The organism is Ensifer sp. VA4 (assembly GCF_055710065.1).
This window is the reverse complement of the sequence record NZ_JBVQPO010000008.1, coordinates 310,977-334,704: the sequence shown is the minus strand read 5'-3', so window position 1 is coordinate 334,704 and position 23,728 is coordinate 310,977. Positions and strand designations below refer to the sequence as shown.

Genomic DNA, 23,728 nt, shown 5'->3' with positions numbered 1-23,728 from the left:
GAACCGAACGGTTCAGTTCGTTCAGTAATCTTTAACCAGGCCGGTGCCCAATGTCCGCATCCAACACATCCAGCGTTGCTCGCGTCCGTCCCGTCGACGAGAATTTCGAAGTGCAGCAGGAAACCGCGCTTGAGGCAAAGACGCCTGCCGCGGAGCAGACCGCTGTCCAGGCTCCTGCAGAAGCGGTGCAGCCGCCGAAGAAGGCGCGCAAGCCCATCCTCCCCGTGCTCGGTTTGGCACTTCTGGCCGCCGGCGCGTGGTTCGGCTACGACTGGTGGACCAATGGCCGCTTCATGGTCTCGACCGATGATGCCTATATCGAAGGCGACATCGCGACGATCTCGCCCAAGGTCTCGGGTTACGTCGCCAAGGTCGACGCCGTCGCGAACCAGAAGGTGAAGGCCGGCGATCCGCTCGTCACCCTTGACGATGGCGATTACCGCATCGCGGCCGAGCAGGCCGAGGCAAAAATTGCCACCCAGAAGTTGGCACTCAGCCGTTTCGATGCGCAGATTGCCGGCGCGAAGGCGAGCCTTGCCCAGACCGAAGCGCAGAAAAAGGCTCTGGAAGCGACGGTGCGTGGCGCCGAGCTCGCGCAGAAGCGCGCGAGCGACCTCCAGTCCAAGGCCGTCGGCACCGTCGCCTCGCTTGACAACGCAGACGTCGCGCTCGATCAGGCGAGGGCAAACCTTGCGGGCGCCGATGCCAACATCGCGGCCGCCAAGGCAAGCATCACCGTCCTCGAAGCGCAGCGCACGGAAGCGGAAAGCGAGATCCGTTCGCTTGAGCTTGCGCGCGACAAGGCCAATCGCGACCTCGGCTTCACGGTGCTGAAGGCGCCCTATGACGGCGTCGTCGGCAACGTCGCGGTTCAGGTCGGCGACCTCGTTTCTGCCGGCCAGCGGCTCGCTGCCCTCGTTCCGGTCGACCAGCTCTATATCGACGCCAACTTCAAGGAGACCCAGATCGCCCATCTGGTGCCGGGCTCCAAGGTCAAGGTCCACGTCGACGCCTATGAGGACCATGCGATCGAAGGCACGGTTGCCTCGATCTCGCCGGCCTCCGGTTCGGTCTTCTCGTTGCTGCCGGCGGAAAACGCCACCGGCAACTTCACCAAGGTGATCCAGCGCGTGCCGGTGCGCATCACCCTGCCGGCCGACGTGCTGGCCGAAGGTCACCTGCGTGCGGGCTTGAGCGTCGTCGTCGATGTCGACACGCGCACGGCGCCGGATGCGACGAAGGTCGCCGCCACCAAGTAAGCGGACGAAATGCCGGCGCGCTCCTGGGCGCGCCTTACTGTCGAGACCCCAGCGCGCCATGGAGCGCGTTCAAGTCCGGAACGCCGGCGCGGCGAAACGCGCATGTCCAGAACGCTGGCGCCAACGGCGCCCATGCAAGGAGTGGCTGAGATGGCCGCAACGGCAACAGCAGCTTCGGTGGCGGCCGCCGCACCGAAGGTCGAGGAACATATGGACCCGAAGAGGCTGATCGCCTTCTTCGCCATGGTCGTCGGCATGTTCATGGCGATCCTCGACATTCAGATCGTCTCGGCTTCGCTCGCCGAAATCCAGGCAGGCCTCTCGGCCGGCTCGGACGAGATCGGCTGGGTGCAGACCTCCTATCTCATCGCTGAAGTCATCATGATCCCGCTGTCGGGAACGCTGGCGCGCATCGTCTCGACGCGCGTCCTGTTCTCGGTATCGGCCGCGGGCTTCACCGCGGCGAGCGCGCTTGCGGCAACCGCGACCAACATCGATCAGATGATCGTCTATCGCGCCATCCAGGGCTTCATCGGCGGCGGCATGATCCCGTCCGTCTTTGCAGCCGCCTTCACCATCTTCCCACCGTCGAAACGCAACGTCGTCTCGCCGATCATCGGCCTGATCGCGACGCTGGCGCCGACGATCGGCCCGACGGTTGGCGGCTACCTCAGCCACGCCTTTTCCTGGCACTGGCTGTTCCTGGTCAACGTCATCCCCGGCATCATTGTCGCGACGCTCACCTGGAGCTTCATCGACTTCGACAAGCCGGAACTCGGCCTGATGAAGAAATTCGACTGGTGGGGCCTAGCATCGATGGCGATCTTCCTCGGCTCGCTCGAATACGTGCTGGAGGAAGGCAATGCCAACGACTGGTTCAATGACGACCACATCGTCATGGGCGCGGTCGCGACCGTGCTGGCGGCGATCGTGTTCTTCTATCGCGCCTTCAAGGTCGAATTCCCGGTCGTCGACCTCAGGGCCTTTGCCAACCGCAATTTCGCCTTCGGCTCGATGTTCTCCTTCGTGATGGGCATCGGTCTCTACGGCCTCACCTATCTCTATCCGCTCTATCTCGGCCGTATCCGCGGATACGATTCGCTGATGATCGGCGAGACGATGTTCGTATCGGGCCTTGCGATGTTCTTCACGGCGCCGGTCGCCGGCATACTCTCGGGCAAGCTCGATCCGCGCGTGCTGATGACGATCGGGTTCACCAGCTTTGCCGGCGGCACCTGGATCATGGGCCACCTGACCGCCGACTGGGATTTCTACGAGCTGTTCATTCCGCAGATCCTGCGCGGCGTCGGGCTGATGCTCTGCATGGTGCCGATCAACAACATCGCGCTCGGCACCATGCCGCCGGCGCGCATGCGTGGCGCCTCTGGCCTTTTCAACCTGACGCGAAACCTCGGCGGCGCAGTGGGGCTTGCGATCATCAACACGATCCTGACCCAGCGCCAGGATTTCCACTATGCGCGCCTTGCCGAGCACGTGCAGTGGGGCAATCCGGAAGCGATGGAGCGGTTCGGCAACCTGGCCGCCAGCTTCAATGCGCACGGCCTCGACGGCGCGACGATCGCGATCAAGCAGCTTGCCGCCATGGCGCAGAAGCAGGCGGTCATCCTGTCCTTCAGCGATATTTTCGTGCTTTTGACGGTGCTGTTCCTGTCGCTGATCCTCGGCGTGATGATGATCAGCAAGCCAAAGGGCGTCGGCCCCAGCGGCGGCGGCCATTAGAACGGCGGCAATGATCGACCGACAGAACGGACTCGACATCATCAAGCCGAAGGCGGCCTATATGGGCGGCTTTGCGTTCGTGCGTGTCACGGACGGCTTCATGGATGTGGTGCTTGCAGAGGCTGGCGAGGTTGCCTTTACTGCGGCCTTCAGCAAGCGCCTCGGATAGTCCGGGAAATACAACCAAAATCAAACAGTTAATGCGTGTACTCCGCTGTCTCTGCACGGGATGCGGAGCTCTGTTTTCCGCGTTCTGCCGATTCCTGATTTACGTACATCAAAAAATCCTCTAAAGGCAGAGCCCGGAGGAAAACATGCGCCCGACAGTTCACGATATCGCTGCCGAAGCGGGGGTCAGCCTCGCGACCGTCGACCGGGTTTTGAACAACCGTCCCGGCGTGCGTGGTGTCACCCGCGACAAGGTCGAGCGTGCCATTGCGACGCTCGGCTATGTGCGCGACGTCGCCGCCGCCAATCTCGCCAAGAGCCGCAGCTACCCGCTGGTCTTCGTCCTGCCCGAGGGCGACAACACCTTCATGCGCGGCCTCGCCGCCGAGGTGGAGGCGGCAAGGGCGCGCTCGGCAGTCGAGCGCACGGCAATCACCGTGCTCTCCGTGCCGGCCTTTGATGCGGCGGCCCTTGCCGCGGCGCTGGAAAAGGCGCGGACTCTCGGCCCGGCCGGCGTCGCCGTGGTTGCGATCGATGCGCCCGAGGTCGTTGCGGCTGTCGATCGGCTTCGTGAAGACGGCATCGCCGTGGTAACGCTGGTTTCCGATCTGCCGGGATCGTCGCGGGATCACTTTGCCGGCGTCGACAACATCGCCGCCGGCCGGACCGCAGGCAGCTTGATGGGGCGCTTCCTCGGCGGTCGCGAAGGGCCGGTCGCGATCGTCGCCGGCTCGATGCTGGTGCGCGACCATCGCGATCGGCTCGAAGGCTTCAGCGCAGCGATGGCCGAAAGCGCGCCCGGCCGCCGGCTGCTGCCGGTCGTCGAGGGCCACGACGATCCCGCCGAGGTCGAGCAACTCATCTCGAAGCTCGTCGTCGATCATGCAGACCTCGCCGGCATCTACAGTCTCGGCGCCGGCAATCGCGGCTTGATCACGGCACTCGAAAAGGCCGGGCGCCAGGCGGATGTTTGCGCCATCGCGCATGAACTCACGCCGCATAGCCGCCGGGCACTCTCGTCCGGCACCTTGGACGCGCTGTTGAACCAGGATGCCGGTCATGAGGTGCGCAGCGCCATCCGCGTACTCAAGGCCCGCGCCGATGGTCTCGCCGTGATCGGAGCACAGGAGCGCATCCGCATCGAGATTTTCCTGAAGGACAACCTGCCGGTCGAACCGGCGTAACGATTTGGAACGACGCAGTTCCAGACGGGAAGCCGGGTTGGAATTGCCGAATGGAGGCAAGCATGTATCTCGGACTGGATCTCGGCACCTCGGGCGTCAAGGCAATGCTCATCGATGGCGACCAGCGCATCGTCGGTTCGGCCTCGAGCGCGCTCGACGTCTCGCGTCCGCATCCTGGCTGGTCGGAACAGGATCCGGCGGACTGGGTGTGCGCGGCCGAAGAGGCGATCGCCGGGCTGAAGGCGGCGCACTCGGCGGAGCTTGCGGCGGTCAGCGGCATCGGCCTTTCCGGCCAGATGCACGGCGCGACGCTGCTCGATGCCGACGACCGGGTGCTCCGGCCCTGCATTCTCTGGAACGACACCCGCAGCTTCCGCGAGGCGGCGGCACTCGATGCCGATCCGCAGTTCCGCGCGATCACCGGCAATATCGTCTTCCCCGGCTTCACCGCGCCGAAGCTCGCCTGGGTGCGGGCCAACGAGCCCGAAATCTTCGCCAAGGTGCGCTGGGTGCTGCTGCCGAAGGACTATTTGCGCCTGTGGCTGACCGGCGAGCACATGTCGGAAATGTCGGACTCGGCCGGCACCTCCTGGCTCGATACCGGCAAGCGGCGCTGGTCGGAAAGCCTGCTTGCCGCCACGAACATGGACGAAAAGCAGATGCCGAGCCTGGTCGAGGGAACCGACCCGGCCGGGAAGCTGCGTTCGGAGCTCGCGGCCCGCTGGGGCATCTCGGGTGATGTCGTGGTTGCCGGCGGTGCCGGCGACAATGCGGCGTCTGCCTGCGGCATGGGCACGGTCGGCGAGGGGAACGCCTTCGTGTCGCTTGGCACCTCGGGCGTTCTCTTCGCGGCGAATGCGAGTTACCTGCCGAACCCCGAAAGCGCCGTGCATGCCTTCTGCCACGCCCTGCCGAACACCTGGCACCAGATGGGTGTCATCCTCTCGGCGACCGACGCGCTCAACTGGTATTCCGGCATTGCCGGGCAGAGTGCTGCGGACTTGAGCAGCGAACTCGGCGACACCATCAAGGCCCCCTCGGGCGTGACCTTCCTTCCCTATCTTTCGGGCGAGCGCACGCCGCACAACGACGCGGCGATCCGCGGCGCCTTCGTCGGGCTCGGCCATGAAAGCAGCCGTGTGGTGCTGACGCAGGCGGTCATGGAAGGCGTGTCCTTTGCCATCCGTGACAGTCTGGAAGCTCTTCGCGCCGCCGGCACGACGCTTTCGCGCGTGACGGCGATCGGCGGCGGCTCGCGCTCGCGCTATTGGCTGAAATCGATCGCAACTGCGCTCAATCTGCCGGTCGACCTGCCTGATGATGGCGATTTCGGCGCAGCCTTCGGGGCCGCCCGCCTTGGCCTGATCGCCGCGACGGGCGCGGATCCGGTGGCGACCTGCTATGCCCCGCGTACTGCCGAAACCATCGCGCCGGAAGCGTCGCTGGTCTCGGCCTATGAGGAGAGCTACCAGCGCTACCGGCGGCTCTATCCGGCGATAAAGGGCACCACGTCGTGACCGCGCTGCGCCGCAAGTCCGGCTCCAGTGCCGGTCGCTCAGCGGGCCGGAACCTTGTCGAGGAAGCCGGTGATCGCCTTCAGGCGGCCGTTCTCGATCTGGCAGACATCGGTGCCTTCGATGACCGAGGGAGCGCCGTCCAGGCCGAGCGCCCAGGAGAAGCGGAGCGTGTCGGCATAACCGTCCGCCGCACCCTTCAGCGTGAAGCGGAAGCCGGGAAACTGTCCGTGCACGCCGGCAATCAGGGCATCGATGCCGGCGTGGCCGTCGCCCTGCATGATCGGGTCGCGGTAGGCAACGTCGGCGGTGAAGGCCTTCTCGACCAGGGGCGCGCGGCTTGCGGCATCCGTCGTGTTCCAGGCGGCGATGTAACCTTCGGCGATGGCGTTGAAGTCGTGCATCGAAGTGTTCCTTTCCTTCGGCGTTTCGATGCTGTCCGTATCGCCGGACGAGGGAATGAAACCAATTACCTTCCACGTAGTGGCCGGACCCATCGGATAGGCGATGCCGGCCGAAACCACTCTTGAAAGAGGAGCAAGACCCGTGAGCACAGGATTTTTCGGCGATATCGCCAAGATCAAATATGAAGGGCCGGAGAGCACCAATCCGCTCGCCTTCCGCCACTACAACAAGGACGAGATCGTTCTCGGCAAGCGCATGGAAGACCACCTGCGCTTTGCGGTTGCCTACTGGCATACCTTCGTCTGGCCGGGCGGCGATCCCTTCGGCGGCCAGACCTTCGAGCGCCCCTGGTTCAAGGACAACATGGAAGCGGCGAAGCTGAAGGCCGACGTCGCCTTCGAATTCTTCGATCTTCTCGGCGTTCCCTTCTATTGCTTCCACGATGCGGACGTGCGCCCGGAAGGCAAGACTTTTGCGGAGAACACGAAGAACCTCAACGAGATCGTTGATCACTTCGAGAAGAAGCAGGCCGAAACCGGCGTCAACCTGCTCTGGGGCACGGCAAACCTCTTCTCCAACCGCCGCTACATGTCGGGTGCGGCGACCAATCCGGATCCGGATGTCTTTGCTTTCGCGGCGGCGACGGTGAAGACCTGCCTCGACGCCACCAAGCGTCTCGGCGGCCAGAACTACGTGCTCTGGGGCGGGCGCGAAGGTTATGAGACGCTGCTCAACACCGACATGAAGCGCGAGCTCGACCAGCTCGGCCGCTTCGTCAATCTCGTCGTCGAGTACAAGCACAAGATCGGCTTCAAGGGCGCGATCCTGATCGAGCCGAAGCCGCAGGAACCGACCAAGCACCAGTATGATTACGACGTCGCGACGGTCTACGGCTTCCTGAAGAACTACGGCCTCGAAAACGAGGTGAAGGTCAATATCGAGCAGGGCCACGCGATCCTTGCCGGCCATTCCTTCGAGCATGAGCTGGCGCTCGCCAATGCACTCGGCATCTTCGGCTCGATCGACATGAACCGCAACGACTACCAGTCCGGCTGGGATACCGACCAGTTCCCGAACAACGTGCCGGAGATGGCGCTTGCCTATTACCAGGTTCTCTCGGGCGGCGGCTTCACCACCGGCGGCACCAACTTCGATGCGAAGCTGCGCCGTCAGTCGCTCGATCCGGAAGACCTGCTGATCGGCCATATCGGTGGCATGGACTGCTGCGCCCGTGGCCTCAAGGCGGCGGCGAAGATGATCGAGGACAAGGCGCTCTCCGCTCCGCTCGAAAGCCGCTACGCCGGCTGGCAGGTGCCGGAAGCCAAGAAGATGCTCGACGGCGGATTCTCGCTCGAGGAGATCGAAGCCTGGGTGCTGAAATCGGACCTCAACCCACAGCCGAAGTCCGGCAAGCAGGAACTGCTCGAAAACGTCGTCAACCGCTACGTCTAAACGCTTTCCTGAATTGGTTCGTGCGGCGGCTCGGAGTTCTTCGAGCCGCCGTTCGTTTGGGAGGCTCTGCCACTGCAGCTTGCATCTTCTGCGCGTAAAAAATCCATGACGCTTTCTGGTTGTTGCCGGCGGATGCGCTTGATGAAATTCTATATCCGATGATTCTGAAGTGATCGCATGGCCGCGGACACCGGGTGTCTTCGGCGACGAGATTGCTTGGGCTGTCGGATTTCAATCTTCGATAGCATAATTAGTGATACACAATTTACAGTTATTTCTGTATTATAATATGGTAAACCTTCGGTGCAGGGTGCGCCGTACCTTGAGCTGCAGCGGCCACTTGTTACGCGTGCTGTCGCGGCGCCAGGGGGACAATCCGTATGACCAGCTTCGATTCGAAAACCAAACTTCTCAATGAGCGTCTGCAGTTCGTCGACCTCGACGACGCTCAGCGGACCGCGCTTGCCCGCTCGCTGCCCGTCATCTCCGCTTCGCTCGATACGGCGCTGAACAAGTTCTACGCCAAGGCGCGCGCCAATCCGGAAACGGCGCGTTTCTTTGCCAGCGAAGCGCATGTGCAGGGCGCCAAGGCCAGGCAGGCCAAGCACTGGGAACTGATCGCCTCCGGCAGGTTCGATGCGCAATATGTCGATGCCGTCACCACCATCGGCAAGACCCATGCGCGTCTCGGCCTGGAGCCGCGCTGGTATATCGGCGGCTATGCACTGATCATCGAATCCATTCTGAAGAGCGTCATCGAGAGTCACCTGAAAGGCTTCCTGCATCGCAACAAGGCGAAGGAGATCGGCACCGACGTGGCAGCCGTCGTCAAAGCTGCGATGGTCGATATGGACTATGCGATCTCCGTTTATCTCGACGCGCTGCAGGAGGAACGTGAACGCTCCGAAGCGGAGCGGCAGGTTTTGAACGGCCAGCAGGAGGAAGCGCTTTCGGCGCTCGAAGACTGTCTGAAACGCTTGGCCGACGGCGACCTGACCGCCGTCATTACCAGCGAACTCGCACCGCAATTCGCAAGCCTTCGATCCAATTTCAATGCCGCGCTCGGCAAGCTCGACCAGACCTTCGGTGCGATCGTCGGGGCTTCCGAGGAGACGGCAAACAATGCCGGCGAACTGGTATCGGCCACCGACGACATGGCGCGGCGCACGGAGCAGCAGGCGGCCTCGCTCGAGGAAACGGCGGCGGCACTCGAAGAGATCACCACCATTTCCAAGGAAGCGGCGTCACGTGCGGAAGAGGCGCGGCGGGTCGTCGGAAATGCCACCGACGAGGCGCGCAAATCCGGCGCCATCGTCGAGCAGGCGGTGGCGGCGATGAGCGCGATCGAGGACTCGTCGCGCAAGATCACCCAGATCATCAGCGTCATCGACCAGATCTCCTTCCAGACCAACCTTTTGGCGCTGAATGCCGGGGTCGAGGCGGCGCGGGCAGGCGAGGCCGGCAAGGGCTTTGCGGTCGTCGCGCAGGAGGTGCGCGAACTGGCGCAGAAGTCAGCGGAAGCGGCGCGCGAGATCAAGGAGTTGATCGACAAGTCGTTCGAGGACGTGCTGATGGGTGTGTCGCTGGTCAACAAGACCGGCGAGGCGCTGCACCACATCGGCGACCAGGTGATCAACATCAACGGTCATATCGACGCGATCGCCGGCTCGGCGCGCGAGCAGTCGGCGGGTATCGCGGAGATCAACACCGCCGTCACCAACATGGATCAGATGACGCAGCAGAATGCGGCAATGGTCGAGGAAACCAGCGCCGCAACACATACGCTCATGCAGGTCAGCACCACGCTCAAGGGGCTTGTCGATCAATTCTCCGTATCGGCCGGACGGCAAGGGAAACCCAGCCTGGTGGCAACGAACCGGCGTTACGGATGATCGTCTGTAGAGAGCGGCGGACGAGGGGAGGGGGGCGCCATGATGGCCCCCCTTTCTCTTTGTCGCGCCATCCGTCGAGACGCCCAACTCAGCGCTTCCATGCGTTTGAGGAGGTCGGTGGCGTTGCGAGATGAAATCGATTACAGATCTTCCGCGAATCTGCGTCCTTGCCTGTTGCCCCCTGCCGAAAATCTGTTAGCTTCGGCGCCTGCAACGTTTCAGGTCCATCCGTTTGAGCAGAAATCGGGTGCTTTGCACCACTGGTCGCTGACTGTCCGGGCGGACCGATGCCGTTCCATCGGGAGGAAAATCGGGATGAAGACCATCAAGGGGCCAGGGCTCTTTCTTGCGCAATTTGCCGGCGATGCGGCGCCGTTCAATTCCTGGGACGCGATCACCAAATGGGCAGCGGATTGCGGCTACAGGGGCGTACAGGTCCCGAGCTGGGATGGGCGGCTGATCGACCTGAAGAAGGCGGCGAGTTCGAAGGCCTATTGCGACGAGTTTGCCGGCACGGCGCGCGAAAACGGCGTCGAGGTGACGGAGCTGTCGACCCATCTGCAGGGCCAGCTCGTGGCCGTGCACCCGGCCTATGACGAGGCCTTCGACGGCTTTGCCGCAGCGGAGGTGCGCGGCAATCCCAAGGCACGCCAGCAATGGGCGGTCGAGCAGGTGAAGCTGGCGCTGACGGCGTCGCAGCACCTGGGCTTGAAGGCGATGGCAAGCTTCTCCGGCGCGCTCGCCTGGCCCTTCGTCTATCCCTGGCCGCAGCGGCCGGCCGGCCTCGTCGAGACCGCCTTCGACGAACTGGCAAGGCGCTGGAAGCCGATCCTCGATCACGCCGAGGATTGCGGCGTCGACATCTGCTACGAGATCCATCCGGGCGAGGACCTGCACGACGGCATCACCTACGAGATGTTCCTCGAGCGCACCGGCAACCATGCCCGCGCCTGCATGCTCTACGACCCGTCGCACTACGTGCTGCAGTGCCTCGATTATCTCGACAACATCGACATCTACAAGGACCGCATCCGCATGTTCCACGTCAAGGACGCGGAGTTCAACCCGAGCGGACGCCAGGGCGTCTATGGCGGCTATCAGGGCTGGGTCAACCGCGCCGGCCGCTTCCGCTCGCTCGGCGACGGCCAGGTGGATTTCGGCGCGGTGTTCTCGAAGATGGCGGCCAACGATTTTGCCGGCTGGGCGGTGGTCGAATGGGAATGCGCGCTGAAGCACCCGGAGGACGGCGCGCGCGAGGGGGCCGACTTCGTCAGGCACCACATCATCCGCGTCACCGAGAAGGCCTTCGACGATTTCGCCGGCGCCGGCAGCGACGAGGCGGCCAACCGGCGCATGCTCGGGATCTGAACGACATGACCTGAGGCAGGGCGGGGCCTGAGGGGCAGACAGCCCCTCTCCTCGGGTTTAACCCGAGGACTAACCCTCTCCCCGCAGGCGGGGAGAGGGGACGCGGATTGCAGCGGGCCTCGAATTGTTGAGGTTGGTGTTGCGGTCACAGGCGTGCGAGCGGGTGCGGCATATCCCTTCTCCCCGCGTGCGGGGAGAAGGTGCCGGCAGGCGGATGAGGGGCAGCCCTCACCGCGCGGATGAGGGGCAAATCGCGCGACAAAAACCGAAGTTACGAACGGAAACAGGGGAGAAGATTATGGCAATCGAAGGAACGAGCGAGAAGCGCGAGCGCCGCATCCGGCTCGGCATGGTGGGCGGCGGCTCCGGCGCCTTCATCGGCGCGGTGCACCGCATCGCCGCTCGCCTCGACGATCATTATGAGCTGGTCGCCGGCGCGCTGTCGTCGACGCCGGAAAAGGCGGAAAGCTCGGGGCGCGAGCTCGGGCTCGATCCGTCGCGCGTCTATTCCGACTTCAAGCAGATGGCGATCCGCGAGGCGAAGCTGAAGGACGGCATCGAGGCGGTGGCGATCGTCACGCCCAACCACGTGCACTATGCCGCGGCAAAGGAGTTCCTGAAGCGCGGCATCCATGTGATCTGCGACAAGCCGCTGACCTCGACGCTGGCAGACGCGAAGAAGCTGAAGAAGGCGGCTGACGACAGCGACGCGCTGTTCGTGCTCACGCACAATTACACCGGCTATCCGATGGTGCGGCAGGCGCGCCAGATGGTCGAGAATGGCGAGATCGGCGCGGTGCGGCTGGTGCAGATGGAATATCCGCAGGACTGGCTGACGGAGAATATCGAGCAGTCCGGCCAGAAGCAGGCGGCCTGGCGCACCGATCCCGCACGCTCCGGCGCCGGCGGCTCGACCGGCGATATCGGCACCCATGCCTATAATCTCGGCGCCTTCGTCTCCGGTCTCGAACTGGAGGAGCTTTCGGCCGATCTCGACAGCTTCGTTCCCGGCCGCCAGCTCGACGACAATGCCCATGTGATGATGCGCTTCAAGGCGAAGGACGGTGAACGCGCCAAGGGCCTGCTCTGGTGCAGCCAGGTGGCGCCCGGCCACGAGAACGGCCTGATGGTGCGCGTCTACGGCACCAAGGGCGGGCTCGAATGGACGCAGAAGGATCCGAACTATCTCTGGTTCACGCCGTTCGGTGAGCCGAAGCGGCTGCTGACTCGGGCAGGTGCGGGCGCGGGCGCGGCGGCCAACCGCGTCAGCCGGATCCCGTCCGGTCATCCGGAGGGCTATCTCGAAGGCTTCGCCAACATCTACAGCGAAGCGGCGCGCGCCATCTTCGCCAAGCGCAAGGGCGAAAAGGTCGATCCGGCGGTCACCTATCCGACCATCGACGACGGCATGAAGGGCATGGTCTTCGTCGATGCCTGCGTCCAGTCATCCAAACGAAATGGTGCCTGGGTAAAGGTGTAACGAACCGCCAAACCGGCGGAAGGGCGGGGACTCTCCCGCCTTTTCGCGAATTGACATTTGCCGGCAAGGTTTTAGGCCGGCCCGCCAAAGGCGAGAAAACAACGGGGCCCCGCTCGACGCGGGGCCGGAACGAGACGAGACAGAGAGATGACCGATCCCAAGATCCTGGCCCAGCGCTTCCCTGGCGATTTCGTGTTCGGGGTGGCAACCGCCTCCTTCCAGATCGAGGGCGCCACCAAGGCCGACGGTCGCAAGCCGTCGATCTGGGATGCCTTTTCCAACATGCCGGGGCGCGTCTTCGGGCGTCACAATGGTGATGTCGCCTGCGACCACTACAACAGGCTGGACGAGGATCTGGACCTGATCAAGAGCCTCGGCGTCGATGCCTATCGCTTCTCGATCGCCTGGCCGCGCATCATCCCGGAGGGTACCGGGCCGATCAACGAAAAGGGGCTGGACTTCTACGATCGCCTCGTCGACGGCCTGAAGGCGCGTGGCATCAAGGCCTTCGCAACGCTCTACCATTGGGACCTGCCGCTGGCATTGATGGGGGACGGCGGTTGGACGGCGCGCACGACGGCCTACTCCTTCCAGCGTTACGCCAAGACGGTGATCGCCCGCCTCGGCGATCGGCTCGATGCGGTTGCGACCTTCAACGAACCCTGGTGCTCGGTCTGGCTCAGCCACCTCTACGGCATCCATGCGCCGGGCGAGCGCAACATGGATGCGGCGCTCCATGCGCTGCACTTCACCAATCTGGCGCACGGCCTCGGCGTCGATGCCATCCGCTCCGAGCGGCTGAACTTGCCTGTCGGTATCGTCATCAACGCCCACTCGGTCTATCCCGGCAGCGCCAGCAAGGCAGACAAGGCGGCCGCCGAGCGCGCCTTCGACTTCCACAATGGCGTCTTCTTCGGCCCGATCTTCAGGGGCGAGTATCCCGAGAGCTTCATGAGCGCGCTCGGCCACCGCATGCCTCTGATCGAGGACGGCGACATGGAGACGATCTCGCGCCCGCTCGACTGGTGGGGCCTCAACTATTACACGCCGATGCGGGTCAGCAACGATCCGGCGAAGGGCGCGGAATACCCGGCGACGATCAATGCGAAGCCGGTGAGCGAGACCAGGACGGATATCGGCTGGGAAGTCCATGCGCCGGCGCTTGGAGCCTTGGTCAAGACGCTGAACGCGACCTACCAGCTTCCGGAATGCTACATCACTGAGAACGGCGCCTGCTACAACATGGGCGTCGAGAACGGTGTCGTCGACGACCAGCCGCGGCTCGACTACATCGCCGACCACCTGTCGGTGACGGCGGACCTGATTGCCGAGGGCTATCCGATGCGCGGCTATTTCGCCTGGAGCCTGATGGACAATTTCGAATGGGCCGAAGGCTACAAGATGCGTTTCGGCATCGTCCATGTCGACTACGACACCCAGGTGCGCACCATCAAGAAGAGCGGCCATTGGTACAAGGCGCTCGCCGAAGAGTTTCCGAAGGGCAACCACGTCTGACGGATCGGGGTAGGTGGGGTCAACCCGCCACCACGCCAAGAGATACCGCAGTGCGCAGTCTTACCGGCGAACCGGCAGGACTTCGAGGCTCTGCCGGTCGAGTTGGGCCAGCACTTCCTTGAAACCGTAGCGCGGCTTCCAGTCGAGCTTTTCGATTGCGGCGCTCGGGTCGTAGACCCGATCGATCGTCTCCGGCAGCGTCCAGCCGCGATCGGCGAAGGCCTGGGACAGTTTGGGCGCCCGCTCGCGCAGGAGACCTGCCGCATCCTCTGCCAGACGGCGGCAATCGGTCGGAAGCAGCGGTGTTTCGCCCGAGATGATGTAGCGCTGGAAGGTGGGGCCGCCATTGTCGAGCGCCGCCACATGCGCCGCAGCCACGTCGCGCGCATCGATGCCGCGGTGCAGGCGATAGCTTGCGACCCGGTCCGCGGCCTCCGGGAAAGAACGCGACATGCGCAGCACCCGCACATGCAGGGCACGATCCGCGGCGTTTTCGAGCAGGGCTTCGGCCGCAAGCTTGGTGTGGTGATAGATCGTGTGCGGTTTCGGCGGCGTTTCCTCGGTGATCCAGGCGCAGCCTCTCTCCGTCACCGCGTGGCCATAGAGCGCCGTCGTGCTGGTAAAGACGATGCGGCCGACGCCCGCGGCCTGCGCCGCGGCAATCACCAGATGCGTGCCCATCACGTTGACGCGCTCGAATTCCTGATCGGCAACCGTATCGACGTGGGGCGCATGCAGTGCGGCCGTATGGATTACGGCATCTGCGCCTTCCATCGCGCGCTCCAGCAATTCGCCATCGACGAGATCGCCGACAACGGTCGTCGTGCCGAAGGGTATGCGGTCGACGCCGATAACGTCGTGGTCGGCGGCGAGTGCGTTGTAGATGGCTCGGCCAATACGGCCCGAGCTTCCGGTCAAGACGATGCGCATGTTCTACCTCGTAACCCTGTTCCTGCCCGTTAGCATGAAACGAGATCGGGTGCAGTCCGTTCGAACAAGGATATCCAAGGCGGGGATTTGCCCGCTGCAGGCAGGCTTTGCAGTAAAAGAGCATGGTTTTGCCATTCTCTCGTCGATCACGGAAAATCATGCCTGTGAAATCGGACGGCAGTTCTCCATAAGAGCCGTAGATTATGTCGCATGCGGGCCATGCGGCGCCAAAGTTGAACTGACTGGTTGCTTGATGCTAGAGAAGTGCTCCCTGTTCCGAATGCGTTGTCGAATGTCGGCCTGACCGGACGCGCCTTCCATCCCGTCTTCCGTCGGGATCATGAGTTTTGAACATTCCGAGAGCACCTATGTATCCGCACATTTTGACTGCGCCTCTTTCGGGGATCTCCGAACGATGAGCGTTTCCGCCCAAAGCGCCACGCCATCGGCCGACGCGGCCGTCGTCTTCGACGGCGTTTCCAAGCATTTCCCCGCCTCCGGCAACAGCGGCGCTTTCACCGCGCTCGACAATGTCTCGCTGACCGTCGATCGCGGCTCGATCACCGGCATCATCGGCCGTTCCGGCGCCGGCAAGTCGACGCTGATCCGGCTGGTCAACGGCCTGGAAAAGCCGACGGGCGGCAAGGTGCTGGTCAATGGCGTCGACGTCGGCGCGCTCGACGAGGCGGCGCTGCGCGCGCTTCGCCGTTCGGTCGGCATGATCTTCCAGCACTTCAACCTGCTTTCGTCGCGCACCGTGTTCGGCAACGTCGCGCTGCCGCTGGAGATATCAGGCATGGACAAGCGCGCGATCGAACAGCGCGTGCGGCCGCTGCTCGATCTCGTCGGCCTTGCCGACAAGCATGGACGTTATCCGGCCGAACTCTCGGGTGGTCAAAAGCAGCGCATCGGCATTGCCCGGGCGCTGGCGACCGAGCCGAAGCTGCTGCTCTCCGACGAGGCGACATCGGCGCTGGACCCCGAGACGACCCAGTCGATCCTCGAACTCCTGAAGCGCATCAATGCCGAACTCGGGCTGACGGTGCTGCTCATTACCCACGAGATGGAAGTGGTGAAGGCAGTGACCTCCGATGTCGCGGTCATCGATCACGGCCGCATCGTCGAGCGTGGCCATACCTTCGACGTCTTCACTCATCCGAAGCACGCGACGACGCGGGCGCTGCTTTCGGGCCTGGCGGGTTCGAAGCTTCCCGATGCGGTGGTCCGTGCGTTGAAGCCGCAGCCGGCCGCTGGCGACCGTGCCGTGGTGCGGCTCACCTTCTTCGGCGCTGCGGCCGAGAAGCCGCTGATCTCGCAATTGATCAAGTCCGTCGGCGCCGAGGTCAACATCATCGCCGGCACGATCGACGAGATCGGCGGCGCGCCCTATGGCTCGCTGGTCGTTGCCTATGGCGCGGATGCGGAGACATCCGGTCGCGCCGAGCGCTTCTTCACCGAAAATGGTCTGGTCACGGAGGTGCTCGGCTATGTCGCCTGATCTTCTGTTGCGCATCGGCAGCGCCACCATCGACACGATCTACATGGTCGCTGTCGCCGGTCTGATCGGCTCGCTGATCGGCCTGCCGATCGGCATCTTCCTCGCCACCAGCGGCAAGGGCGAGTTGTTCCCGGCGCCGACGCTCAACCGTATCGTCGGGCTGATCGTCAACGCCACGCGCTCGACGCCGTTCATCATCCTCGTCGTTGCCATCATTCCCTTCACCCGGCTGCTCACCGGCACCTCGATCGGCACCAAGGCGGCGATCGTGCCGCTGACGATCGCGACCATCCCCTTCGTCGCGCGTCTGGTGGAGGCGGCGATCCGCGAGATCGACAAGGGGCTGATCGAAGCGGCGCGAGCGATGGGCGCAACGCCGATGCAGATCGTCTTCAAGGTCCTGCTTGCCGAAGCGCGGCCGGCGCTGACGCTGGCGCTCACCATGACCGCCGTCAGCCTCATCGGCTATTCGGCGATGGTCGGGGCCGTCGGCGGCGGCGGGCTCGGCGACCTCGGCATCCGCTACGGCTACCAGCGCTTCATGCCCGACGTGATGCTCGTCGTCGTCATCGTGCTCATCGTGCTGGTGCAACTCGTCCAGAGCGCCGGCGACGGCCTGGCGCGGCGCTTCGACAAGAAGAACCGCAAGACCTGATTCCTCCCAAGACTTGAACGTGAACAAGGAGACATCCATGAAGAAGCTCATCATCGCAGCGGCGATTGCCGCTCTTACGGCCGGTACGGCGCTTGCCGAAACCATCAAGGTCGGCGTAACGCCGGGCGAACATGCCCAGATCATGGAGAAGGTGAAGGAAATCGCGGCACCGAAGGGCCTCGACATCGAGATCCTCGAATTCTCCGACTACGTCGTTCCAAACCAGGCGCTGGCCGATGGCGATCTCAATGCCAACTCGTTCCAGCACCAGCCCTATCTCGACAACCAGATCGCCGATCGCGGTTTCGACATCGTCAGCGTCGGCACCACCATCACCACGCCGATGGGCGTCTATTCGAACAAGGTGAAGAGCCTCGACGAGCTTCAGGACGGCGCGACGATCGCCATCCCGAACGACCCGACCAATGGCGGCCGCGCGCTGCTCGTTCTCGCCTCCAAGGGTCTGATCAAGGTCAAGGAAGAGGCCGGCCTGAAGGTAACGCCCGCCGACATCACCGAAAACCCGAAGAGCATCACCTTTGCCGAGCTCGATGCAGCACAGCTTCCGCGCTCGCTGCAGGACGTCGATGCGGCCGTGATCAACACCAACTACGCCATGGAAGCCGGCCTGCATCCGAAGAAGGACGCGATCGCCATCGAAGGCGAGAAGTCGCCCTACGCCAACGTCATTGCCGTACGCAAAGCCGACAAGGATGCGCCGTGGGTGAAGACGCTGGTCGAATCCTACCATGACGATAAGGTGAAGGCTTTCATCAACGACACCTTCAAGGGCGCGCTGATCCCGAGCTGGTAAGCTTCTCTCAAAAAGAACACGAACCCGCGCGCTGCAATCGCGGCGCGCGGTTTTTCTTTGACCGCAAGGCTCGCTTGGCTATCCTCCGGGCGCTTCGAGGAGGATGCAACATGAGTGTGATGAATGGCGGCTGCCTCTGCGGCGCAATCCGGTATGAGGCGAAGGGGCAACCCCTCTATTCCGGCTTCTGTCATTGCCGCGACTGCCAGCGTACGACCGGAACCGGTCATTGCTGCTACATGATCTTCGACCGCGAGGACGTTGCGGTATCAGGTACATGCCGCGGCTACGAAACGCGCGCCGAAAACGGCAATCCCTCGATCCGCTATTTCTGCGAAACCTGCGGCAGCCAGATCTTCGGCTCCGGTCCTCCAGGCGATCCGCGCTTATCGATCTATGCCGGCACGCTCGACGATCCCTCGGTGTTTCGCCCGACTGACGCGATCTTCACCCGCAGCCGGCACGAATGGGACCGCAGCGCGCTGTCGCTCGAGGAATGCGAGGCGTTGCCGGGCTAACCGCAACAGCAAGATTTGCCCTCTCCTCGGGTTTAACCCGGGGACTAACCCTCTCCCCGCAGGCGGGGCGAGGGGACGTGCCCGAAAGCGGCCGTCACGAGTTGGAGCTTGATCTGTGGAACGGGCGGTGTCGCAAGTCCCTTCGCCCCATTGCGGGGAGAAGGTGCCGGCAGGCGGATGAGGGGGCATTTCTGCGGAGCAGGTCAGCTTCCGAGGTGGCGCTCGCCGCGCTTCTTCGCCAACTCGATCTGCTTCTGGCGCTGGCGGTAGCGTTCGCGGTCCTCGTCGGTGCGGATCTCATAGCAGTGAATGCAGGAGACGCCTTCCTCGTGATGCGGCGAGGCGAGGTCGGCCGGGGTAAGCGGCTGGCGGCAGGCGTGGCAGAGCGTGTGTTCGCCTTCTTTCAGGCCGTGGGTCACGGAGACGCGTTCGTCGAAGACGAAGCAGGCGCCCTCCCACAGGCTTTCTTCCTGCGGCACCTCTTCGAGATATTTCAGAATGCCGCCCTTGAGGTGGTAGACTTCGTCGAAGCCCTGCTCCTTCATGAAGGCGGTCGCCTTCTCGCAGCGGATGCCGCCGGTGCAGTACATGGCGATCTTCGGCTTGTTGTGCAGACCGGTGTGGTTGCGCACCCAGTCCGGAAACTCGCGGAAGGTCTTGGTCTGCGGATCGACCGCGCCCTTGAAGATGCCGATCGCCGTCTCGTAATCGTTGCGTGTATCGATGACGATCGTATCGGGATCGGAGATCAACGCGTTCCAGTCCTTGGGATCGACATAGGTGCCGACGATCTTGTTGGGGTCGATGTTCTCGACGCCCATGGTGACGATTTCCTTTTTCAGCCGCACCTTCATGCGCAGAAACGGCATCGAAGACGCTCGGCTTTCCTTATGCTCCAACGCCGCAAGCTCCGGCTGCGCACGCAAGAATGCAAGGACGGCGGCGATGCCGGCATCCGTGCCGGCGATCGTGCCGTTGATGCCCTCGTGGGCGAGCAGCAGTGTACCCTTGACGCCGTTTTCGTCGCAGACGGCCTGCAACGGTGCGCGGAATTCGGCGAAGCGCGGGAAGCTTGCGAAATGATAGAGCGCGGCGACGAGGAACTGGCCATGCGTCTGCGGGCGCGGGGTCGTGGAAATGTCGGTCATGGCCCGTGCAAATACAGCTTTCGCGCCGCAAGCGCAATCGCGGCGGCCGAGAGGGGCACTCTGTCGCGCCGCGGACGATCGGCCGGAGCGGCCCTGTTAACGCGCGGCGTCCAGCCAAAGCAGCCGGATCGTCCGGCTCTCTTCGTCAGGCTGCTCCTGGAAGACCGTTGCAGCCAGCTTCAAAGCGTCGCCGCGCAAGGTTTCCTGCCTTGCAATGACGGCGGCGATGAGATGGGCCTGGTCCTGGCTGTTACCGGCGAGGCCCGGCTCCTCGTTGATCAACTGGACCAGGACGGCGAGATCGTTGAGGTGGCCGAGTATGTCGACCAGCGTCTTGGTCTCGTTGCGTTTGGCCTGCATGGCGGACCGCCAGGTCTCGCGCATAAGCCCGAGATGCATGCGGTAGTCCTGTGCCCGTTTGCGCAATTCGTGGAACGGGTCCGCCTCCGTGCTCGATCCGCATGCCTCCTTGGCGCGGGCGGCGCGCTTGAGTGTCCGGCGCCAGCCTTTCGTCAACCGGGCCGCCGTCTTGTTGCGGCGGTCATCGAAAGATACCTGGCCCAGTGCCTGCAGTGCCTGCTCGCAATTGACGATGGTGCCGGCGACGCGATCCTCGATGTCGGTCTCGCGGGCGGCGATGTGGTCGCGACGGGCCGTTAGCCGTTCGCAGACATGGGCAAGCGCCCTTTCTTCCTCCTCACTGCAAGCCCCAGCCCTGAGATAGTGGGCGTTTTCGACGAGGGCGGCGGCATCGCGGACGCTCGAGAGATTGCGGGCCATGTCGCGAATGCGCGCGTTTTCGTACTTCTGGAATTGCGGCGCGTCGGCGGCGACGAGCCGGTAGAGCGAGCGCAGGCGCTTGAAGTTCTTGCGGGCGTCATGGATGGCCTCGTGCAGGCCCTGAGGGCGGTCTTCGAGGATCATGACCGCCTCGGTGAGCTGTTCGGCGGCAATGGCACGGAAATCGTCAGTAAACGGCCGTCCGGGCCGGAAGGCGTAGGTCATGACTGGGGTTCCATCAGCCCCTCTGTGGCAAGCGCCTGGTTGGAGTAACGACGGTCGCCGGTGACTTCGCGACCGATCCAACTGGGCAATGCCGGTATGTCGGTCTCGCGCTTCATCTCCACTTCGGCAACGATAAGGCCCTTGAGCGCGCCTTCGTAGACATCCACTTCCCAGATGAAGCCCTTGTGCGGCACGCGGTAGCGCCGTTTTTCAATGATGATGCCAATCGCCTGGGTCAGCATCTCGCGGGCGTCGTCCAAAGGCAAGTCGTACTCATACTCGTTTCTGACGAGCGCCGACTTGCCGATCTTTATGGTGAGGCGGGCCCATTTGTTGCCGTGGATACGCACGCGCAGCGAGCGGTCGTCCATGGTCACGACATAGGCTTGCCTGAGGTCGATGCCTTTGTCCGCATGCTCTCGCCACCCGTCGGAAGCGACCAGAAACTTGCGTTCTATTTCCTTCGCCATGGATAATCCGCCATTTCGATAGGCTCGCCGCCATCAAACTATCGCTTTCGCGCGAAGGCTCAAGTCATCTCTTTGTTGTAGGTAATATTTTATCTTCGACTTATATGAGAATGCCGCACACTTGCGCCCTTGGGTCTCGACAACCGATGGCCGGCGGAGTATGCGGAAGGCATATTCAATCGTTTTAAAAAGGACGATCGGCATGAGCGCGAAAACCGACAGGCTTCTTTCCATCCTCAAATTGCAGCCGGTCGTTCCGGTTCTGGTGATCGACGACGTCGCGACCGCCGTGCCGCTGGCGCGCGCCCTGGTTGCCGGTGGGTTGAAGGCGATCGAGATCACGCTGCGCACGCCGGCTGCGCTCGAAGCGATCAGTGCCGTTGCCCAGGAAGTCGAAGGCGCGGTTGCGGGTGCCGGCACGATCCTCAATGCCGCACAGTTCCAGGCGGCGGTCGAAGCCGGCTCGAAGTTCATCGTCAGCCCCGGCACGACGCAGGAACTGATCGACGTCGCCAACGACCACGAAGTGCCGCTGCTGCCGGGTGCCGCCACGGCGAGCGAAGTCATGGGCTTGCGCGAAGAAGGCTACGACGTCATGAAGTTCTTCCCGGCTGAGCAGGCCGGCGGTGCAGCCTATCTCAAGTCGCTGTCCTCGCCGCTTGCCGGCACGCTCTTCTGCCCGACCGGCGGCATCTCGCTTTCGAACGCGCGCGACTATCTTACGCTGCCGAACGTCGTCTGCGTCGGCGGCTCCTGGGTTGCGCCGAAGGATCTGGTCGCCAAGGGCGCCTGGGCCGGCATCACCAAGCTCGCGGCGGAAGCCTTCGCGCTCAAGGGCTGAGTGCGACGCACCGATGTCCAGTTCCGAAGGCCGGGCCGACGCCCGGCCTTTTTCGTTGGTACGCCTCGACCATCTCGCCTCTGGCGCGAATTTGTATTTTCCCTGCAACGTTCCTATGTCTCAATCCATTCAGCGATGGGCGCGCGGGCGGCGCTCCCTTTCGCCCGTCCCCGACCGTCCGGAACCGAGAAGGAGCGAAACCCGATGTTCGACGCGAAGAAATTGCTGGATCAGTTTCTGGGATCGCAGGTGCCCGGTGCCGGCGGCACGGTGCGCGATCGCGCGACCCAAGTGACGCAGCTTGCCAAGGACAATCCGCTGGCGACCGGCGCCATCGCCGCCGTCCTGCTCGGAACCAAATCGGGTCGCCAGCTTGCCGGCAATGCCGCGGTGCTCGGCGGCCTCGCGGCGATCGCGGGTCTCGGTTACCAGGCCTACAAGAATTATCAGGCCGGCAACACGCCGGGCGGCGCGACGGTTGCCAAGGGTGAACCGGAACTCCTGCCGCCACCGGCCGATTCCGGCTTCGCATCTGCGCCGGAGGCCGTCAGCGACGATTTCGCGCTGACGCTGGTGCGCGCCATGATCGCGGCCTCGCGCGCCGATGGCCATATCGATGAGGCCGAGCGCCGGCACATCATGGACAAGCTGTCGGTTTCCGGCCTTTCGGCCGATGCCGCCGCCTTCCTGGAGAGTGAGCTTGCCAACCCCGTCGATATCGACGCGATCGTCGGCGCCGCAAAGACCGAGGAGGAGCGCGTCGAGATTTATACCGCATCGCGCCTGACGATCGAGCCGGAGACACGTGCGGAGCGCGGTTATCTCGACCTGCTCGCCGGCCGCCTCGGTCTTCCGGACGCGCTGGTCGATCACATCGAGGCGACGGTATCGGCCGCCAAGGTGCCGGCCACGGCCTAGCACATCGGGTGAGCGCTCATGGGTGTATCACCGGTTTGAACAGCGTTCATAACCGGTTTGAACAGGGTTCATAACCAGTTTGAATTTGTATCGGCCGCCGCTCTGGCCTATGCCAGATGACGAGGATGAGAGCGCGATCGGGAAGATGTATGTGGTTTCCGCCCGGATCCGCTCTAACTTATTGTAATCGATCACGGTTATGGTTTGGGGATCGATCGGCCCGAAACCGTCGTGGTCCAGAGGAGCGGCCGATGCGTGATCTCAGGAACTGGAAGGGATGCCCGGCGCCGAAGGGCGTCGCGCTCGAAGGGCGCTTCGTCAAGCTCGAGCCTTATGAGCGCGACCGGCATCTGCAGGACCTCTGGGACGGTCTCGGCGGCATGGCGATCAATCCGCTGCTCAAATATTTCACGCAGCCGGATTTTAGGGATATCGAGGATTTCGACGCGTGGCTGACGGCAGCGCAGGAGAAATCCGGCTGGGTCACTGAGGTCTTTCGCGACAAGGCGACCGGCATCGTCGTCGGTATGGCCAACTACATGCGTGCCGATCCCGCCAATGGCGTCGTTGAAGTGGGAGCCGTGGCCCATGGCGCCGCCATGGCGCGCTCACCGCTCTCCACCGAAGTCCATTACCTGATGGCGAAACACGTCTTCGAGGACCTCGGCTATCGTCGCTACGAATGGAAATGCCACAGCGAGAACATGGCGAGCCGCAACACGGCGGCGCGCCTCGGTTTTACCTTCGAGGGCATCTTCCGCCAGCACATGATCTCCAAGGGCGGAAACCGCGACACGGCCTGGTTCTCGATGATCGACAGCGAGTGGCCGCTGCTCAATGCCGCATTCGAAACCTGGCTCGCAGTTGATAATTTCGATGAGGATGGTCGCCAGATACGGCGGCTTGAAGATATACGTGCGGACCTGGAGCGGCAGGCGGCCAAGTAAGCGCCTG

The 23,728-nt window shown here is 63.5% G+C and carries 21 protein-coding genes and 1 pseudogene; 17 read left to right on the top strand and 5 right to left on the bottom strand.

Annotated features, from left to right (window positions below; translation table 11 throughout):
- Window positions 1-50: 50 nt before the first annotated feature.
- The 5 genes and pseudogenes from AC0C6X_RS16590 (at window position 51) to xylB (ending at window position 5,868) form a co-directional block, all read left to right on the top strand.
- The gene (locus AC0C6X_RS16590; protein ID WP_173520292.1) at window positions 51-1,259 is read left to right on the top strand and encodes an HlyD family secretion protein; all 1,209 of its coding nucleotides are present in this window, start codon (window positions 51-53) and stop codon (window positions 1,257-1,259) included.
- Between the two features lie 150 nt (window positions 1,260-1,409).
- Complete coding sequence (locus AC0C6X_RS16585; RefSeq protein ID WP_173520293.1) at window positions 1,410-2,999, top strand: DHA2 family efflux MFS transporter permease subunit; 1,590 nt, start codon at window positions 1,410-1,412, stop codon at window positions 2,997-2,999.
- Window positions 3,000-3,009: 10 nt separating this feature from the next.
- Window positions 3,010-3,168 (top strand): annotated as a pseudogene (locus AC0C6X_RS16580) (metallophosphoesterase); the annotation flags it as partial.
- Between the two features lie 145 nt (window positions 3,169-3,313).
- Entirely contained in the window at window positions 3,314-4,351 is a 1,038-nt protein-coding gene (locus AC0C6X_RS16575) for a LacI family DNA-binding transcriptional regulator (protein ID WP_472954073.1), read from the top strand.
- A 62-nt stretch (window positions 4,352-4,413) separates the two neighbouring features.
- Entirely contained in the window at window positions 4,414-5,868 is a 1,455-nt protein-coding gene (xylB, locus tag AC0C6X_RS16570; RefSeq protein WP_472954071.1) for a xylulokinase, read from the top strand.
- 38 nt (window positions 5,869-5,906) lie between these two features.
- Here the strand turns inward: xylB and AC0C6X_RS16565 are convergent, their stop codons facing one another.
- A complete protein-coding gene (locus AC0C6X_RS16565; RefSeq protein ID WP_173520296.1) occupies window positions 5,907-6,269 on the bottom strand; it encodes a nuclear transport factor 2 family protein in 363 nt (120 codons plus the stop codon).
- Window positions 6,270-6,411: 142 nt separating this feature from the next.
- Here AC0C6X_RS16565 and xylA point away from each other — a divergent pair, with 142 nt between their 5' ends.
- From xylA to AC0C6X_RS16540, 5 genes are all read left to right on the top strand, one after another.
- Window positions 6,412-7,722 carry a xylose isomerase gene (gene xylA / locus AC0C6X_RS16560; RefSeq protein ID WP_173520297.1) on the top strand — a complete coding sequence of 437 codons (1,311 nt, stop codon included), beginning with the start codon at window positions 6,412-6,414 and terminating at the stop codon, window positions 7,720-7,722.
- Between the two features lie 380 nt (window positions 7,723-8,102).
- Window positions 8,103-9,614 (top strand): globin-coupled sensor protein, encoded by a 1,512-nt coding sequence (locus AC0C6X_RS16555; protein WP_173520298.1) that lies wholly within the window; start codon window positions 8,103-8,105, stop codon window positions 9,612-9,614.
- A 315-nt stretch (window positions 9,615-9,929) separates the two neighbouring features.
- Window positions 9,930-10,982: a sugar phosphate isomerase/epimerase family protein gene (locus tag AC0C6X_RS16550; protein ID WP_472954067.1), complete on the top strand. Its 1,053-nt coding sequence runs from the start codon at window positions 9,930-9,932 to the stop codon at window positions 10,980-10,982.
- Window positions 10,983-11,280: 298 nt separating this feature from the next.
- Complete coding sequence (locus AC0C6X_RS16545; protein ID WP_247959839.1) at window positions 11,281-12,462, top strand: Gfo/Idh/MocA family protein; 1,182 nt, start codon at window positions 11,281-11,283, stop codon at window positions 12,460-12,462.
- Window positions 12,463-12,609: 147 nt separating this feature from the next.
- On the top strand, window positions 12,610-13,977 hold the full coding sequence (locus AC0C6X_RS16540; protein WP_173520301.1) for a GH1 family beta-glucosidase: 1,368 nt from the start codon (window positions 12,610-12,612) through the stop codon (window positions 13,975-13,977).
- Between the two features lie 60 nt (window positions 13,978-14,037).
- Here the strand turns inward: AC0C6X_RS16540 and AC0C6X_RS16535 are convergent, their stop codons facing one another.
- Complete coding sequence (locus AC0C6X_RS16535; RefSeq protein ID WP_247959838.1) at window positions 14,038-14,907, bottom strand: NAD-dependent epimerase/dehydratase family protein; 870 nt, start codon at window positions 14,905-14,907, stop codon at window positions 14,038-14,040.
- Window positions 14,908-15,322: 415 nt separating this feature from the next.
- Between AC0C6X_RS16535 and AC0C6X_RS16530 the strand changes: the two genes are divergently transcribed.
- The 4 genes from AC0C6X_RS16530 to AC0C6X_RS16515 all read left to right on the top strand — a co-directional run bounded on the left by AC0C6X_RS16530 (window position 15,323) and on the right by AC0C6X_RS16515 (window position 18,392).
- Complete coding sequence (locus tag AC0C6X_RS16530; RefSeq protein ID WP_173520304.1) at window positions 15,323-16,405, top strand: methionine ABC transporter ATP-binding protein; 1,083 nt, start codon at window positions 15,323-15,325, stop codon at window positions 16,403-16,405.
- Window positions 16,395-17,060, top strand: a complete 666-nt coding sequence (locus AC0C6X_RS16525) for a methionine ABC transporter permease (protein ID WP_247959836.1) — start codon at window positions 16,395-16,397, stop codon at window positions 17,058-17,060. The genes AC0C6X_RS16530 and AC0C6X_RS16525 overlap by 11 nt, the downstream gene beginning before the upstream one ends.
- A gap of 37 nt (window positions 17,061-17,097) precedes the next feature.
- Window positions 17,098-17,874 (top strand): MetQ/NlpA family ABC transporter substrate-binding protein, encoded by a 777-nt coding sequence (locus tag AC0C6X_RS16520; RefSeq protein WP_247959835.1) that lies wholly within the window; start codon window positions 17,098-17,100, stop codon window positions 17,872-17,874.
- Between the two features lie 110 nt (window positions 17,875-17,984).
- Complete coding sequence (locus AC0C6X_RS16515) at window positions 17,985-18,392, top strand: GFA family protein (RefSeq protein WP_472954063.1); 408 nt, start codon at window positions 17,985-17,987, stop codon at window positions 18,390-18,392.
- 203 nt (window positions 18,393-18,595) lie between these two features.
- On the opposite strand, the gene trhO is transcribed toward AC0C6X_RS16515, so the two are convergent.
- From trhO to AC0C6X_RS16500, 3 genes are all read right to left on the bottom strand, one after another.
- The gene (gene trhO, locus AC0C6X_RS16510; protein ID WP_247959833.1) at window positions 18,596-19,540 is read right to left on the bottom strand and encodes an oxygen-dependent tRNA uridine(34) hydroxylase TrhO; all 945 of its coding nucleotides are present in this window, start codon (window positions 19,538-19,540) and stop codon (window positions 18,596-18,598) included.
- Window positions 19,541-19,636: 96 nt separating this feature from the next.
- Window positions 19,637-20,545: a CHAD domain-containing protein gene (locus AC0C6X_RS16505; RefSeq protein WP_173520308.1), complete on the bottom strand. Its 909-nt coding sequence runs from the start codon at window positions 20,543-20,545 to the stop codon at window positions 19,637-19,639.
- Complete coding sequence (locus tag AC0C6X_RS16500) at window positions 20,542-21,015, bottom strand: CYTH domain-containing protein (RefSeq protein ID WP_173520309.1); 474 nt, start codon at window positions 21,013-21,015, stop codon at window positions 20,542-20,544. Before AC0C6X_RS16500 ends, AC0C6X_RS16505 begins: the two co-directional genes overlap by 4 nt.
- Window positions 21,016-21,217: 202 nt before the next feature.
- Here AC0C6X_RS16500 and AC0C6X_RS16495 point away from each other — a divergent pair, with 202 nt between their 5' ends.
- The 3 genes from AC0C6X_RS16495 (at window position 21,218) to AC0C6X_RS16485 (ending at window position 23,721) form a co-directional block, all read left to right on the top strand.
- Window positions 21,218-21,856, top strand: a complete 639-nt coding sequence (locus AC0C6X_RS16495; RefSeq protein WP_472954061.1) for a 2-dehydro-3-deoxy-phosphogluconate aldolase — start codon at window positions 21,218-21,220, stop codon at window positions 21,854-21,856.
- 204 nt (window positions 21,857-22,060) lie between these two features.
- Window positions 22,061-22,774, top strand: a complete 714-nt coding sequence (locus AC0C6X_RS16490; protein WP_173520311.1) for a tellurite resistance TerB family protein — start codon at window positions 22,061-22,063, stop codon at window positions 22,772-22,774.
- A 251-nt stretch (window positions 22,775-23,025) separates the two neighbouring features.
- Entirely contained in the window at window positions 23,026-23,721 is a 696-nt protein-coding gene (locus tag AC0C6X_RS16485; protein ID WP_173520312.1) for a GNAT family N-acetyltransferase, read from the top strand.
- Window positions 23,722-23,728: the final 7 nt, after the last annotated feature.